Genomic DNA, 16,918 nt, shown 5'->3' with positions numbered 1-16,918 from the left:
CTCCAAGTAGTTTAAACAACCTATAATTTATAAAAAATCTGTGCATTCCCTCCGAATAATAGCTTTGAATCTTCCTTTGCCATCGTTTGTGGCAAATTGCTTTCTACAACTTCCACCACTTTATCATATGAAGCTGCTAAGAGGCAGACAGGCCAATCACTACCAAACATAAGCCGATTCGTGCCAAAGTTTTGCAGCAAATGTTCAATATACGGTGTAAAATCACTTGTTTGCCACGCTTGATGATCTGCTTCGGTCACAAGCCCAGATATTTTGCACATAACAGACGCAAATGCAGCCACTTCGGCGATTGAATCAGCCCATGGCTCCCATTGGCGATGCTGAATATCTGGCTTGGCACAATGATCAATCACTGCTCGTAAAGTAGGAAATTCTTTTAATAATTCCACAATATATGGCAGATGTTGTGGATAGATTAATATATCCATCGGGAAATCATTTTCAACTAAAATATGAATATTTCTTTTTACCTCAGGCCTTAATATCCACTGATCATCCTCTAGACCTTGTAGCATTGGCCTAATACCAATGAATTTTGGATGATTAGTTAACTTAGCAAATTGTTCTGGAAATTCTGGTGATGACATATCGATCCAACCGACAACACCACCAATAAAATCATATTGGGTTGCTAAATCTAGCAAAAATTCGGTTTCCTCTATAAGTGGAGCTGCTTGGACAAGTACTGTTTTGTCGATATGATGTGCTTGTAAATGAATGGCTAGATCTTCCGGTAAAAAGTCCCTATAAATCAATTTTAAATCTGGTGTTGGCCAATCATTCAGTTTGTTGTCCATTTTCCAAAAGTGTTGATGTGCATCGATTCTCATTTAATCCTTCCCCTATCAATATAATAAACACTATTTTCCAGTGAAATTCTGCCTTTAGGGTTAACAACTTAGCTCTTTCTCACCATTGAACGCGATATCCGCCAGATCTATCCAGCCTTTCTTAGAAAAATCGCGACCTTTGATCACAACTTTATTTTTATACAGTTGTACATATAACCCTTGACTTCCCTCTGCATTCACAACCGTTTCTTCACCGTTATCACCTATCCCATATGTATCATAGATGGCCCCTGTGTTGACCATTGAGAATACTTTTCGCAAATACGTTCCTGGTAGTGACAAATCCCAATGGGAATGCCCAGAAAAATAGATTGCTTGTGGGTATTGTGAAAGTATATCAATTAATTCCTTACTTTGAATAATTCCATTTTGATAATATTCTAGATCAGTCGCTGGTATCGTATTCGGAATTGGTTGATGTAAAAACACAAAAACTGGCTTTTCTGACCCACGATGTTCCTCTAATGCACTTTCTAACCAAGCCAACTGAGCCTCACTTAATACAGCAGAATCCTTTGTCGGAGCACCAATCGGTCCCCAACTTTCCGTTCCAAGAAAGATAAATGCGTAATCTTCTAGCACTTGCTTATAATACACTTGATCCAAGTTTGCAAACGACAAAAATCTCTCTATCGACGGCTGATTACCGTCATTTAGGAAATATTCATGATTGCCGATTGTAAAAAATGTACGTTTCGCATATGCATTACTTTCCAGTATTTCTTTAAGCTTCAGATAACTTTCACTTCTTCCATCACTTATCAAATCTCCATTTATGATTATTGCATCTGGATTGGGATTGATTGCATGTATATCTTGCAAGGCAAACTTTAATTTCTCATGTGACTTTTTATTATTCACTGTTAGTTGGATATCACTTATTACAAAAAACTCAATAATTGGATTTTTAGACATTTTACACCTCTTTACCATGCGTTTATTTTCCTTATCGCTTCTCGCTCTCTAAAGCGAGCTATCAATAGGTACTGCCATACCAGACCATGCTTTTTTAGATGTCCATTCTGCTTCTCCTTGCCAAAATGGATCATTCTCAGGCAATCCGAGCGGTAAAAAAACAGTTGCACATAAATATAAACTGCCAGTGGATATATAGGCTTCCCCTAATTCAGGTTGATGGCCACATAAACCGATACGGAGCCAACCAGCTTCATCAAAAGTTCCCGGCATTTCAATTATTCTCCGAATAACAGCCGTCAGCGCACATCTAATTTGGGCAGGTTGAAGATTTTCTTCCACCTTATGCTGGAGCGCCATTTGCGCTAAATGTTGAAAAGCGCCAAACCGATATGCAAGTGATCTACCAACAACCGGAAACGTCCCTTCAGGAGAAATACTACGTTCTTGAATAATAGCAAATCTCTTCGCTCTGCTAATTACACGTTCTTTCATTTCTTCCCAGTCTGCTGAATGATCAGCTAGACGCTCAATAATGTCCACCATCATCGGTTGGATGACGAAACTATTATAATAATCCATATGTAATTCTGGTCCATCTTTATACGTACCATCGCCAACATACCACTGTTCATGTTGTTTTAAGGCATAATCTATTCTCATCAGATCCCACTCTTCACCAACTTGAAATAAGGCGGTTTCAATCATAGCAGAAAATAATAACCAGTTATTAAAAAATGGTTTGCGTGTACGGGTTAATTTCAATGCTCGCACCAAGTTTGTCTGAACACGAGGTTCAAGTTTCTCATACAATTCTTTCGGAGCACGAATAATAGCATGGGCAAGAAAAGCTGTATCGACAATCGGTTGATGTCCTTCTGCAAAATTCATGTAATCCTCTGAATTGGGATCCGTTGCTGCATCTATGCAAAGTCTAGATAATTCAGCATACTTTTTTCTCGTTTGACCTTCCTTTCCAACAATTGGACCGGTTTCAAGCCATGGTGCTATACCAGATAATAGTCTAGCAAAAGCTTCTAAATGACTATACTTGTCTCTGTCTTGCATCTTTGCTTCTATTGGCATTTGCGATTTTAATCGTTTTTCAGATAACGCAAGAAGTACAGGATCTGCAATTTTACACATTGTTTGTAGCCAATATGTTCGATCATCTTTCGCTTGATCTTTTATTCTTATCATTTTTCTCACCCTTTATTAGAAATTACCTTCCTTTAAATTAGATAGGGACGATTGTATATACTTTTCCTTTTATAGCTTCAAATTCTAGAATGGAATCGCGATAACTTGTAGGCACCTCTTTCTGCTCACTTTTAACCAATAGTAGTATATCTGATCTTATCCGGCACAAACCACTTTGCTCCGCTTTCATTTCTGCTATAACCAATTTACCTGCTTGCCAATTAACAGCAATTTCAAATCCACCGCGTGCTCGCAACCCCTTCACTTCACCTTCTTGCCATACTTTAGGCAATGCAGGCAGAAAAACAATTTCCCCCAGGTGAGACTGTAACAACATTTCCGCAATGCCAGCTGTTGTTCCAAAATTGCCATCAATTTGAAAAGGCGGATGAGCGTCAAATAAATTCGTATATACAGATGTTGTCAGTAGTTGCCGTATATTCTCATAAGATCTATCCCCATCCCATAGTCGCGCCCAAAAATTAATGATCCAAGCCCGACTCCAACCTGTATGACCGCCACCATTGGATAACTTTCTTTCCAATGTACGTTTTGCCGCTTCAGCCAACCTAGGAGTATACACCGGATGGATTGCTTCTCCAGGATGCAATGCAAACAATTGGGAAATATGGCGATGTCCTGGATCTTCTTCTTCATAATCCTTGACCCATTCCATGATCTGACCATGTTTTCCTATTTGTGGTTGTGGGATTCGAGCTAATACTTTCATCACTTTCGAACGGAACACCCGATCGACCTCTAACTTTTGACTGGCTTCAAGCACTGCACGAAGAAGTGACTCTAGGATCTGAGTATCCATAGAAGGCCCCATACAAACATTACCAGGTGTTCCATCTGGAAGTATAAACGTATTTTCAGGGGAGATAGACGGACCTGTAATGAAGCGCCCTTCACTATCTTCCACAAGATAATCCAGAAAAAATTCAGTAGCTTCCTTCATTACTGGATAAGCTCGACTAGCTAGAAAACTTTCATCGCCGCCAAACCGATAATGTTCCCATAAATGTAATGACAACCAGGCTGCACCCATCGGCCAAATAGATGCGGAGAGCGGAATCCCTTCAATATGTGTTTCTCCCCATATATCGGTATTATGATGTGCCACAAACCCTCCGCAGCCATACACTTCCCGAGCTGTCACTCTACCTTTTTCTCTCATTCGGTCGAGCAAATCAAAAAGTGGTTCATGACACTCCGCAAGATTACATACTTCAGCAGGCCAATAATTCATCTGTGTATTAATATTAATCGTATATTTCGATTCCCAGGGCGGTACAAAGCTATCATTCCAAATTCCTTGCAAAGTTGCTGCCATACTACCAGGCCTTGAGCAAGAAATAAGTAAATATCGCCCATAATCAAAAAGTAATGATATTAATCCTAGATCTTCTTCCCCGTCCTGAAAACGCTTCAAGCGAACATCAGTAGGAACCGTTTGAGATTCTTCTATTATACCTACTCCAGAAAACTCTAAAGACATACGACGAAACTTTTCCTGATACTCAGCAATATGTGCTGATTTTAATTCGCTATACGATTTTTGTGAAGCGGATTCAATTTGTTCCAAACACAGCTTCTCCGGATTGTCATGGCGAAATGTGGTTGCCGCAGCAAGATACAGCGTAACTGCGTCGGCATCTTCAATGGATAAGAAATCACCAACGGTACTCACCTGACCTCCTTCATTCATCGCTTTTACTACAGCGTGAAACTCCACACCGTCACGCCCGCACTCACCAAACATCATAATTGTATCGGGTGCGATTACCTGACTTCCAAGATCAAAAGGACGACGCATCAGGTTTAAGCTAAAGTTCAATCCACCTGGCTTCTCACTTGTCAATCGAACGATGAATACTTCGTCGACTGCACTGCTGAAATATTCCCTGTAAAATCCCGAGTTGTTTAATTGATAGCTAATGCTTGCAATCGCCGTATCTAGATTTAAATCCCTTTGATAATCCTGAACAGGGCCTTCTTGACCAAGAAAATATAAATACATATCTCCAAGTGGCTGATATGGGTGTAAATATCTCGGTTGTGAGAGCATAGCCATTCTAGTTAAATGTTCTGCCTCGCGTTGCTTTCCTTCAAACAATAATTGACGTATCTTTGGTACATATTTTTTTGCATCCAAATTATTTGAATGTTTCGGCCCTCCGTACCAAACAGAATCCTCGTTCAATTGTATTTTTTCCTGCTGGATATCACCTGAAATCATCCCCCCCAATCGGCCATTACCGACAGGAAGTGCATCTACCCACTTTCGGGCAGGCTGATCATACCAAAGCCGCTTGTTTGTATGCATTTTTTCTTATCTCTCCTTGCGCCGCTATTCTCATTCAATGTTTTATCCAATCCTGCATTCAGTTAAAATTTTATCTGTTAACTTGCACCCCAAACCAGGTTCTTCAGGTAATGTGTAATAACCATTAACAACTTGAATAGGATTTTCCCATATATCTACCAGCGATTCATAGCAATATTCAACCATTGGGACATTCGATGATGCGGCAGCAAGCTGAACATGAAGCTTTTGTTGAACATTTGTATGTGGGATAACTTCAAGATTATAACAACGAGCAAGAGCAGCAACATCTAACCATTCATCAATCCCTGATAGTTTCGTAGCATCCGCTTGGACAATATCTACAGCACCCATTTCTATATAATCACGAAAATCATATTTTGTATAAATCGTTTCACCAACAGCAAGTGGTATATTGATCGAACGGGCTAATTCGGCATGGGCCTTTTTATCAAATGGATTCATCGGTTCTTCTAACCAATACACATCCAACTCCTCCAATCTATGTCCCCATACCTTTGATGTTTTTAAATCCCACACAGTATTCACATCCACCATTAGTTTAATATCATCACCAATTGCTTTCCGAACAGCTTTTACTCTGTGATAATCTTCTCGTGGGTCTGGTAAGCCTATCTTCATCTTAACTGCATCAAACCCACGTTCCACTAAGAAAGCCATATCTTTCACCAATTCACTTTCTGTCCCTTGCAACCAGCCGCCGTCTGTATTATATGCCTTTACTTTACTTTTCACTGGCCCTAAATATTTCCATAATGGCATATTAACTATCTTTAACTTAATATCCCATAAAGCTAGTTCTATAGCACAAAGACCAACACGAGTGACACCAACTTGGCCAATAAAATGATTCGTGTAATGAAGTTCCCGTAACACATTTTTATACATAAGTGGATCTTTACCAATAAGCATAGGTGCATACGTATCATCAATAATTGCTTGGACTGCCCTCGTCCCTTTCGTATAGTTCCAGTTAAAACCCCAGCCGCTAATTCCTTCATCGGTATCTATTCTGACGGCGATAAATTCAACTGATTCGAGCTTCGTTTGCGAGTCAGTAATCGCTCGTTGCTTTAATGGCACATCCAACAAATAGGTTTCTACTTTTGTAATTTTCATTTCTTTTCCTCCTCGTATGAATGCTTCATCTATTACTAATTATAGGAAAATTTGAGCAGATAAACATAGATAAAGTTAATATACATTAGCACAATACTAAGATGGTCAAAAGATTATTTGTTCTACTACCTATTAGTATGGAACTCGAAAAGCGGGTGCTCATCTTACAGCCCCGCTCAAATTTCTTTTAGTTTACTATTTTATTAGCGATTGCATTCATATAATTCGCATATTGCTTAAATGCGATATCCGGCTCTTCAATTTCTGGGCACCAAACCTTTTCCCATTCAAGGGTATAATAGCCCTCATATCCTTCGTCTTGTAAAAGTCGGTACATTCGTTCTAATGGAATATCACCTTCACCGAGCAGACAAAGTTGATACCCCCGACTTGTGTCTTCCTTTATATAAGAGTCCTTCCAATGAGTATATTTTATCCTATCACCAAGGGTTTTCCATGTGAGCTCTGGATTCTCCCCAACTGTACGGTATGGATGATGTACATCCCATAAAACAGCAAAGTAAGCGGAATCAACTCCTTGCAAAACATCACGCACATATTCGCAATTTGTCCAATCATCATGGGTTTCTAACAGCAAGGTCACTTGATATTCTTCGGCTATCTTTAGCATCTTCTGCAAATTACTAACGACTATTTCAATAGCATCCTGGCGTGCTGTCCTGCCGATCGCTCCACCAAAAACACGAATATATGGTGTATTAAACACACGGCATAATGTACCATATTGTTTTAGTTCTTCTAAATAGTTATTTAGCTCCGTTTCTGATGTAGTAAATAATCGGACTGAGCTTGAAAAACAAGGGATTTCTAAAGTTGCATCAGCAAACTTTTTCTTTGTTTCCTCTATATTCGACGAAAACTCTGGCAATGTATAAATTTCCATTTCACCTAAGTACCCACGAAAATCAACACCATCATAACCAAACTCAACTGCTTTTGTAATAATCGTGTCCATATCCCATTTCGGACACCCTAAAGTAGTAAATGCTAATTTCATATTTCCCACCCCTTCATTTACAATTCATTGCAATTATTTTGAGCTTCCATCATTACTTGGTATTAACTTTACAGAGCGCAATTTTACCGCGTTAGCTTGCCATATTTCTGTAGTCTCCAATTTCCTTTGAATTTTATCAGATGTCAATGATAAAGTGTATTGGCCACTCTTATTTATTTCTACCTGACCGAGCTTAGAGTGAATCTCCGTATAGGGATATTGACATGATTGAGATTCTTCTAAAATAATATCTTCTTTAGGAATACACTCTAGTTGTTGTTTGCCCAAGTTCAATTCAACCGTCTCATTATATTCCTTCTCCCAATCAGTTCCTGCCTTTTTAAAATTTACTAGGACAACATCAAAAGTGCCAGGATGAACAACTTTGAATCCCCATTCCGCTTTGGTAATTCTTTCGTCTATTTCCGCATGTACCAAGTCAAGTGTTATCACTCCGGATGCCTGTTGACTGAAACTTTGATCTACTTTCACTTCTCCAGCTATCTCTAGGGCAACGACAGATATGTATTGGCCTGGCAACTGCTTGGGTAGTTTTATCGTTAACGCATGATGATCACTTTCTTCATTATACACTTGATCTATATCTAGTTGTTCCTTCGTTTCATCTGCCAATATATATGATTTTATTACCTTATTCTTTAAACCATATAGTTTCAACTCACGACCAGGACAATATTTGTGGTAGAGATGGAGAAACATTTTCCCAGACCTAACCGTAATGGCTCCCCATTCAAATTCATATGGATAAGGATTTGGATTAGATTCATAAATGGCTTCACCATTTGTACTTAACCATTTCCCCACATCCCTCAATCTTTCAACTGAAGTTTCAGGGATCAGGCCTTCTGCTGTAGGCCCTACATTTAATAATAGATTACCTCCCTTACTAACAATATTAACCATCTTAAAGATGATGGATTCCGTAGTCTTCCACTCTTGATCATTATCACTGTATCCCCATGACTTGTTTAAAGTCATCGGCGTTTCCCAAGGCCGGGAATCTTCACCATACATAGGAATTTCATTATCACCTTTTGATTGATAATCTCCCATATTAGGCCAATGACTCACTCTGCTGTTAATTAAGCAATTAGGCTGAAGTTTATGGGCAATATCTATGATTTCTTTACTATCCTTTTTAGATAAACCACCTGCTGTATCAAACCATAGCAACCCTATTGGGCCATAATCAGTTAATAATTCGCGTATTTGCGGTTTAGCGAGGTTATTCCAATAATTATAAAACGACTTATTTTCTAATTGGTAATCCCATGTATTATTATAATATTCATGAACCGAATGGGGATGATGCCAATCGATCACGTGAGAGTAGTAGAAACATAGTTTAATATCTTGCTTCTGACATTCTTCCGCTAATTCTTTGAGCGGATCCCTTGCGAATGGGGTCGCATCCACGATATTAAATTTCTCTGTTTGTGAGTGGAACATTGCAAAGCCATCATGATGTTTTGCAGTAATGACGATATATTTCATTCCTGCACTTTTAGCAATACTCACCCATTCTTTCGCGTTAAATTTAAGTGGATTAAATTGTTTCGCTAATTTTTCGTACTCAGTGACTGGAATTTTTGAAGCAGCCATTGCCCATTCCCCTCTTGCCAGCACTGCATAAAGCCCCCAATGAATAAACATGCCAAACTTTGCTTCTTTCCACCATTTTAATCGCAATTCATCATCTGTATTCATTTAAATTCTCCCACTTTTTGTTTATTTCACCCATTATTTTCGTCATTTTTATTATGATAGGAAACATATAGATTGAATATTTTACTCTTTTACCGATCCGATCATGACACCTTTAACAAAATATTTTTGCAGGAATGGGTATAAAAAGAGAATAGGTAAAGTTGCAACCATAATCGTTGCATATTTAACCGTTTCCCCAACTGGATATCTATCCCCTCCTCCTACACCAGATATAAAGTTATCGGTACTGTTTGTGATCAAGATTTCTCGAAGGATAAGCTGTAATGGAAACAGTTCTCTATCACGCAAATAGATCATTGCATTAAAATAGGAATTCCAATGGCCAACACCATAAAATAAGACCATAACAGCAATAACAGGTAAGGATAGCGGCAAAATAATTTTAAATAAGATTGTGAAATCGTTAGCTCCATCCATCCTAGCCGATTCTTCCAAGCTTACTGGTATTGCCTTAAATGACGTTCTCATAATAATCAAATTCCACACACTCATTGCATTAGGAATAATAAGAGCCCATCGTGTATCCATCATGCCCAACTCGCCAATTAACAAATATGTAGGAATCAAACCGCCACTAAAGAACATTGTGAAAATAATCATCATCATAATTGGTTTCACTAACATAGCGTTACGGCGTGATAATGCATATGCCCCTAAACTTGTAAGAAAAATATTAATCGTTGTCCCTACGACAACATAAAATAATGTATTCATATACCCTACCATCACCATGGAGTTACTAAAAACCAATTCGTATGCTTTCAAAGTAAAACCAAGTGGCATATATAAGATACCTCGATTTTTAGCAAGAAGCCCCGGATCACTCACGGAAGAGAATAATACATATAAAAAAGGATAAAGAGTAACGATGATTAAAATAATCATGAATAAAACGTTTAAGTAATCAAATGTTTTTTCTCCTACACTTTGTTTCATTTTCATTGTGCCAGCCCCCTTACCATAAGCTCGTTTCACTTACTTTTGCACTTATTCGATTTGCCAAATACAGCAAGGTTAAGTTGATCACAGCGTTAAATAAACCAACTGCCGCACTAAAGCTAAAACTAGCTTCCAAAATACCCTTACGATAAACATAGGTTGAGATGACATCGGCTGTTTCATATGTCATTGGATTATACATTAATATGATTTTCTCAAATCCGACACTCATCATTGAACCTATTTGAAGAATAAGCAGGATAATAATAATTGGTGCAATTCCAGGAATCGTCACATGTAATGCTTGCTTGAAACGACTTGCACCATCAATCCTTGCAGCTTCATACAGTTCCGAGTTAATATTGGACATAGCAGCAAGATAAATAATCGAACCCCATCCTATCCCCTGCCAAATACCTGAACCAATATAAACAGTCCGGAACCATTCAGGCTTCTGCAAAAATGCAATTGGTTCTATTCCAAAAATACCTAAAAATTGATTAATTAAACCGTTTTGTGTTGTAAAATCAACTAACATACCCACTACAACAACAACCGATATAAAATGTGGTAAATAACTAACTGTTTGGACAACACGCTTAAACCACATTCTTCTTAGTTCATTTAGTAGCAACGCTAAAATAATCGGAGCTGGGAAGGCGAATATTAATTCAAATAAGTTAATCAAGAAAGTATTTTTAATTAGACGCCAAAAGTAGAAATTTTTAAAAAATTCAACGAAGTAATCTGTACCAACCCAAGGACTTGACCAAATTCCTTCTGTGATATTAAAGTCCTTAAAGGCGATTTGTACACCGTACATCGGTCCATAATGAAAAATTAAATAATACACAATAACCGGCAAAGCCATTATATAAATATATTTATTTCGCTTAATATCCTTTTTTAGTTTCTTCCAATAACTCTCTTTCTTTCCCACTATCGGGTTAACTGCAGGTCGCTGTTTTATTATCTCCATTTTTATTACCTCACTTCAACCAAAGTATCATACCAAGTTTTAAAATGTAGATGGGGTAATTACTTTTTTATAAGCAATATAATAGTTGTGTTCTATTATTAGATAAGCGCCTAGTCTAAAGGACATAAGCGCTTATCTTCCGTTTTTATCGTTTATTATATCTTTCTAATGCTGCTTGCTGTATTTCTGTTGCTTTATCAATTCCCATTGAATTGATTGTCTTAACAAAATCATCGAACTTAGAAAGTGGTTCTTCTCCCATAATAAACTTGTTAATCATCTCTGATTTGTATGTGCCAATATCATTCATAATGGAGGCATATTCAGAGCTTTCCTCTTGTGTTGGTGACACCATTGGCATAATACGTTCATTAGAACCTTTTTTCCAAGCTTCAATGGCCTCTTGTTGCTCTGGCATGCTAGTATATTGTTCTGCATATTCTTTAGCTTGGATAAAAGGCCCACTCCATCCAGCTGGAACATACATAGCAAGTCCTTCAGACATTGATTTTCCATCTGGGTTATCAGTAACAATTTCCGTATATGTTGGATAGCCATCAATCATTTCATAGCTTTCACCTTCAATACCGAAATTGAATAGTTTGAACCCTTCTTCCCCGTACTTATAATCCATCCATTTCACTGTTTCTTCGATGTTTTTGTTGGAAGTCGTTATCGCTGCCCCAACACCATTATAATTATTTTCTCCAAGATTAAATGCGGGTACCTCCCCTTTTTTAAATACAGGGTATTGTGCTCCAGTCAGTTTAAAATCTGGATTTTCTCCTTCTTTTAACTGCATATAGCGCATAATACTTGAACCTGTGTAACCCATTAACGCACCAAGTTGATCATTGGTTACTTTCGCATCTTTCAAATTATCATCTGTAGCAACATACTCTTTATCAATCAAACCTTCTTCGTACCACTTATTCATCAATGTCAAAAATTCTTTATATTCCGGTTGAATAGGACCGTATTTTACTTTACTATCTACTTGATAAAAGCCATTCGTAATTCCAAATGCCCCAACAAAAGCATTAGATGTTAGCGCATCCTTATCTATTAATAGTGGAATTTCGTCCGCTTCACCGTTTCCGTTTGGATCTTGTTCCTTAAAAGCAGTTAAAACCTTATGCCACTCATCAATCGTTTCTGGAGTTTCTAACCCAAGTTTATCCAGCCAGTCTTTTCGAAGAACCGGACCAAAGAAAGTCAAATTCACTTCATCTTGTCTTAAAAATGGGAAAGAATAGATACTCCCATCGTCTGTTGAAATCATTTTTTTCCACTCTGGATTTTCTTCCAATATCTTTTTCAGGTTTGGAGCATGTTGATCGATATAATCATTTAACCTAACAATCTTTTTATCTTTAATATATTTCTCTGGACCGCCTGGAACAGATGGCCATATTCTTTCAATCACATCAGGCAGCTCACCAGAAGCCATCATTAAATTGAATTGCTGATCCGCTTCTCCAGAAGCTGGATGTTGGAATTCAACTTTAACATCTGTCACTTCCTGCAATTTTTTATATGCGCCCATTTCGTTATAATCCTTCAATGTATCAGGTCTGTTATTTGACACCCAATAGCTCAATGTAAGAGAACCGTCATCTTTTCCACTCGATTTCTTCTCCACTTCTTTCGAACTTTTACATCCAGTTAAAGCGCTTACAACTAAAAGTAGAAATAATAACATGAATACCGATGTTTTTCTAATAGCAATCTTTTTCATATGATCTGCCCCCCTAAATTGGATAGTACACGGTAATCTGGATATGTGCTGTCCTCCTTTTACACGATTGACCCGTAGGTCTTATCATCATACTCACATATGCATTGCTTCCTGTAAATTACTCATTCTTATGATTTGCTATACAGTTTTATAATAGTTGACTATCATATTTTAATATTAACTATCTTTTATTAAGTTTTGTCTGTATGTAGCATAAAGTCCCTAGTTAGATACCGTATCTTGATCATAATATAGTAAATATTTAAAGGGCACTTTCTTAATATAGTTATTATTGAGATATGAATAATAGATAGTTTACTAGAAACAAATTCCTTGAATAGCTAATATACTAGAACAAACGATAGATATACCGAAGCAACTCTTTTTCGAACTAAAAATTACAGGTATTCATACAAAACATTCCCTCTATATTACCAATAAAAAAGTCCTTCTGTGGAAAATCCATGCCACAGAAGGACTTTTTATTTCATTCCCATTTCTTAATTAAAGAATCCGCACCAGTTTGAAGACTGTTATACGCTTCCTCTGAAATTAAATTTGCCTTTTTCTGCTGATCAAGCAATAATTTAAAACTTTCCATATGTTTGACTACCTTTTTAGCTACTTTCTGATTTTCGAATTGACCAACTGCTGTTAAATGTATTTTCAACGAACGAGGAGCGCTAACGTTCACGAAAGCTGCCTCTTCCTCAAATTTCTCTACAAGCTCCTTCATATCTTTAGTACTAATATCAGTCGGAGTATCTTTAGATGTAATAATCAGTTGCGGTTGATTTATTCCTTTTTCTTTTGAAGCAATAGAAAGATCATTAAATTGTGTATTTGGCCCCGTATTCTGTAATAGGAAGGAAATCTCTTCTTTTAAGTCAATTGACTTTATATAATGCGTGACGTCAAACTCGTACCATTGACCTGCTTGCATTATTTCCTTACTTGATAAAAGTGTCGCCTCGTCAGGCGCGTTATTCCATGTGATGGCCGGCTCCGACCAATTATTATTAGTAGCATATACACTCAGAGTTCTTTTCGGGTCTCGATTGAACCCTGAAACAAATAATCTGAGTACCACAGATTCTACATCGTTTTTGTCGATGTTGTCCACATTAAATTTGAGATATGATTTCCGAGCATATCCGGCCACATCACTTTTCACACTTAAAGAAGGATCTGCACCATAGTTGGTATTAGCATGACTTCCATTTCTGACAAATGCATCTTCACTTACAATATACAAACCTTCCATTTCCTCTACAGTGATCGAAGCGGTAGCCTTCAATTCTGGATTAGCTATACTTTTAACCGTTACAACTGCAGTACCCGCGGAAAGCGGCATTATAAAACCACTAGCATCAACTGAAATAATAGAAGAATCACTACTAGACCATTCGACATCCTTAACCCAAGCATTCTCCGGTAATACAGTTGGTTTTAAAGTAACTCCTGCATAGTTTGCAAAAAGATTTAACTCCTTTTGATCAAGCGTAATATCAGTCGGCAAAATCTCTGTAGGAAGCTCGCCCCCTTCTGGAGCGATTTTAAACTTTACCTTGTGAGAAGCCCCTAGGGAGCCTGATACATCAACTTCGATTTCGGTAAATGCCTTCATGCGTGAAACATCAACAGAATCATCTTTACTAAGAACCGATAAGCTAATTTTACCTAACTCTAACTTTATCTTACTTTGAGTATGTGTCGGATCCGATACGGAAATAGTCAATTCATCTCCTTCCTCCTTCACCATCACTGATGCCGGTCCGTAAGAACGGATAAAATCAACATGATATGGTTTGGATTCAAAAAAGTTTGCAGCTATGATTCCAAGCTTGTTTTCTTTTACAGCATGGGCACTTTCGCTGTTTTCAATGATCACGATATCTGGATCTTGAGCATATTTATCAGTTTCCTCTATATTTTTACTTGGAAGTAATACATATTCGTAATTAGCTCTTTCAGGATTTCCCCCATGATCAACCGCCAAACTTAAATAATTGCGAGTAATCTGGTCTGTTGAACCTTGGAAATTAATATCCTCCCATGCCCCTGTTCTTGATTCTCGTAAACCTAATACCGTCGAGGGCTTCGGGAAGAAATAGCCGATTGCCGAATGATCCGTGTTCCCTTCCAAATGCGCCCACTTAACAGATTTCATTTGCTCCTTCCAACCGGATTTGTTTGGTTTTGATTCTTTGTTAACTGTCAAAGCATTATCACCTTTGCGGTTCAATTGCCGATTTTCAATAATGGTTTCAGTTTTTCTATTTTCCGAACCAGTTATCCCAGAGCCAAGTGCAACAATCTCATCATCAAACATAAACCATGATTTTTTACCAGTTAAAGTACTGTTCTCAATATCAAATTCCATGCCAGCAGCTCCATATAGGCCATCTATAGATGACCCGCCGACCCATGATTTTGTACTGAGGTATGGACTCCACGATTGAACTGGTTTTCCTTCCGTTCCATCTGTTGTTGTACCTGGGAGTCGAAGCATATCTATTGTAGGCCAATAGTCATTACTAAATTGTTTCAGGTCATCATTATACAAATAGGTCATTCCATATCCAGTATACCAACCTTTAGTATTTTCATAACCGCTATGTGTCCCCATTTCGATACCGGAGATGCGGCTTGATGACATACTGATCCCCAATGCAAACTCTGGTCGTTGATGAACGACTCGATCCATTGCACCAAATATTTGATTCTTAACCAACTCACCACGAGTTTCTATACTGTCATCATTCACCACACTTTTTGCCAAAATCATATCATAAATATTTATACCTCGATAATATTCATCAAACGTCTTATCTGATTGGATCCATTCCTTTGCCATGCTTTTTAATTCTAAAGCTTGGTTTGCTGGGACTCCTTCAGCTAGACGCAATATACTCAAAGTAATACTTCGTCCCGTCGTATGATCAGATGAATTTTCCCTTGATATCGCTCGTCCCCTCACCATATCCATCATTGCACCTTTATACATCAATGGCTCAAATGAATCTTTTATCCAATTATATACATTAGCTGCATTTGGATCGGTTACGCTCCAAGGCGAGTCGTTCAACAAATATAATACATTAGCAAGTCCATTTACTAAAACAGACCCGTAACTCCCGTTATATGGAACATGATTATGTTGGATAAATGAACCATCTCGATAGAAGCCATCGCCTTTTGTTGTATACAGAAATACTTGGCTCAATGCATCTCGAGCTTCTGCAATTTTATTACTATTCTCCCCAATAATTCCGCTGATCGTAACAATTAGTGCCTTATCCGTCCGATTGGCACCTGTTTCAATCACCCCTGGAAATCGATCTCGATTAACTGAATCAGGCACAAAGCGATGAATTGCGTTAAGGTAATTTGTGATTTCCTTTTCTTGTAGATCATCATACATCAAAACGAGAAGATCTTTAAGTGCCGTCGGTGCACCTATTTCCCAATTCCACCAATTACCGTATTGTGCTTTATTTTCATTGTAATGTTTAACATACATCCATTGCATACCATCAATGATAGCATCTCTCAGTTTTGTATTTTGATAGTGTGTTGAACCTTCCATCGCATAAGCATAAGCCATATCCCTTAACCGATAATAATTGGTGGACACATCGTCTGAATTGGTAGTGCTTGTTAAGTCACTCCATAAATACGTGCGATCTTTCGATTGTTCCATTGTATCCCAGTGCCCATTTTCTTTATCATTACTAACAAGTGAAACGATTCCTTCTATATAAGTTACCATATCTGTGTCATCAGCATTATATTGATCATTGCCAGTTAAACGATTAAACCATTTTAAACGCATTTTTTCATACGCTTCGGTTTCTGTAGTTTCGTTACCCTCTGCTTCGCTTTTAATTCCTGGAAAGAATACACTTAATAATAAGATAACAGTTAACATTGCAGAGAATACTTTTTTCATGGACTCACACCCCGATTTTTAATGATAAAACGTATCTTACTTAAATATATTTCCTCTGAACAATCGTCGACCTAAATTCATGAACAT

At 37.7% G+C, this 16,918-nt stretch carries 11 protein-coding genes; all 11 read right to left on the bottom strand.

Annotated elements, in window-relative coordinates; translation table 11 throughout:
* Positions 1–20 precede the first annotated feature (20 nt).
* Positions 21–851, bottom strand: coding sequence for an amidohydrolase family protein (locus BLE01S_RS01165; RefSeq protein ID WP_066136323.1), 831 nt, complete (start codon positions 849–851; stop codon positions 21–23).
* Between the two features lie 60 nt (positions 852–911).
* Positions 912–1,787: a metallophosphoesterase family protein gene (locus BLE01S_RS01160; RefSeq protein ID WP_066136320.1), complete on the bottom strand. Its 876-nt coding sequence runs from the start codon at positions 1,785–1,787 to the stop codon at positions 912–914.
* A gap of 48 nt (positions 1,788–1,835) precedes the next feature.
* Positions 1,836–2,987 (bottom strand): DUF2264 domain-containing protein, encoded by a 1,152-nt coding sequence (locus BLE01S_RS01155; RefSeq protein WP_066136317.1) that lies wholly within the window; start codon positions 2,985–2,987, stop codon positions 1,836–1,838.
* A gap of 37 nt (positions 2,988–3,024) precedes the next feature.
* The gene (locus BLE01S_RS01150) at positions 3,025–5,316 is read right to left on the bottom strand and encodes a glycoside hydrolase family 95 protein (RefSeq protein ID WP_066136314.1); all 2,292 of its coding nucleotides are present in this window, start codon (positions 5,314–5,316) and stop codon (positions 3,025–3,027) included.
* Between the two features lie 42 nt (positions 5,317–5,358).
* Complete coding sequence (locus BLE01S_RS01145; protein WP_066136311.1) at positions 5,359–6,456, bottom strand: mandelate racemase/muconate lactonizing enzyme family protein; 1,098 nt, start codon at positions 6,454–6,456, stop codon at positions 5,359–5,361.
* Between the two features lie 187 nt (positions 6,457–6,643).
* On the bottom strand, positions 6,644–7,474 hold the full coding sequence (locus tag BLE01S_RS01140; protein WP_066136308.1) for a sugar phosphate isomerase/epimerase family protein: 831 nt from the start codon (positions 7,472–7,474) through the stop codon (positions 6,644–6,646).
* A gap of 33 nt (positions 7,475–7,507) precedes the next feature.
* The gene (locus tag BLE01S_RS01135; protein ID WP_066136305.1) at positions 7,508–9,202 is read right to left on the bottom strand and encodes an alpha-L-fucosidase; all 1,695 of its coding nucleotides are present in this window, start codon (positions 9,200–9,202) and stop codon (positions 7,508–7,510) included.
* A gap of 81 nt (positions 9,203–9,283) precedes the next feature.
* A complete protein-coding gene (locus BLE01S_RS01130; protein ID WP_066136302.1) occupies positions 9,284–10,165 on the bottom strand; it encodes a carbohydrate ABC transporter permease in 882 nt (293 codons plus the stop codon).
* A 13-nt stretch (positions 10,166–10,178) separates the two neighbouring features.
* The gene (locus BLE01S_RS01125; RefSeq protein WP_066136299.1) at positions 10,179–11,141 is read right to left on the bottom strand and encodes an ABC transporter permease; all 963 of its coding nucleotides are present in this window, start codon (positions 11,139–11,141) and stop codon (positions 10,179–10,181) included.
* Between the two features lie 145 nt (positions 11,142–11,286).
* A complete protein-coding gene (locus BLE01S_RS01120) occupies positions 11,287–12,879 on the bottom strand; it encodes an extracellular solute-binding protein (protein ID WP_066136294.1) in 1,593 nt (530 codons plus the stop codon).
* Positions 12,880–13,366: 487 nt separating this feature from the next.
* On the bottom strand, positions 13,367–16,831 hold the full coding sequence (locus tag BLE01S_RS01115) for a polysaccharide lyase family 8 super-sandwich domain-containing protein (RefSeq protein WP_066136292.1): 3,465 nt from the start codon (positions 16,829–16,831) through the stop codon (positions 13,367–13,369).
* Between the last annotated feature and the right edge of the window lie 87 nt (positions 16,832–16,918).

The organism is Lederbergia lenta NBRC 16444, from assembly GCF_001591545.1.
GTDB lineage: Bacteria > Bacillota > Bacilli > Bacillales > Bacillaceae_C > Lederbergia > Lederbergia lenta.
Note: the sequence above shows the minus strand (reverse complement) of the source record. Positions and strands in the feature narration are given on the sequence as shown.

Excerpts from the sequence above, each read along its gene's own strand:
- BLE01S_RS01165 (WP_066136323.1), bottom strand. The coding sequence starts at position 851 with ATGAGAATCGATGCACATCAACACTTTTGGAAAATGGACAACAAACTG.
- BLE01S_RS01160 (WP_066136320.1), bottom strand. The coding sequence starts at position 1,787 with ATGTCTAAAAATCCAATTATTGAGTTTTTTGTAATAAGTGATATCCAA.
- BLE01S_RS01155 (WP_066136317.1), bottom strand. The coding sequence starts at position 2,987 with ATGATAAGAATAAAAGATCAAGCGAAAGATGATCGAACATATTGGCTA.
- BLE01S_RS01150 (WP_066136314.1), bottom strand. The coding sequence starts at position 5,316 with ATGCATACAAACAAGCGGCTTTGGTATGATCAGCCTGCCCGAAAGTGG.
- BLE01S_RS01145 (WP_066136311.1), bottom strand. The coding sequence starts at position 6,456 with ATGAAAATTACAAAAGTAGAAACCTATTTGTTGGATGTGCCATTAAAG.
- BLE01S_RS01140 (WP_066136308.1), bottom strand. The coding sequence starts at position 7,474 with ATGAAATTAGCATTTACTACTTTAGGGTGTCCGAAATGGGATATGGAC.
- BLE01S_RS01135 (WP_066136305.1), bottom strand. The coding sequence starts at position 9,202 with ATGAATACAGATGATGAATTGCGATTAAAATGGTGGAAAGAAGCAAAG.
- BLE01S_RS01130 (WP_066136302.1), bottom strand. The coding sequence starts at position 10,165 with ATGAAAATGAAACAAAGTGTAGGAGAAAAAACATTTGATTACTTAAAC.
- BLE01S_RS01125 (WP_066136299.1), bottom strand. The coding sequence starts at position 11,141 with ATGGAGATAATAAAACAGCGACCTGCAGTTAACCCGATAGTGGGAAAG.
- BLE01S_RS01120 (WP_066136294.1), bottom strand. The coding sequence starts at position 12,879 with ATGAAAAAGATTGCTATTAGAAAAACATCGGTATTCATGTTATTATTT.
- BLE01S_RS01115 (WP_066136292.1), bottom strand. The coding sequence starts at position 16,831 with ATGAAAAAAGTATTCTCTGCAATGTTAACTGTTATCTTATTATTAAGT.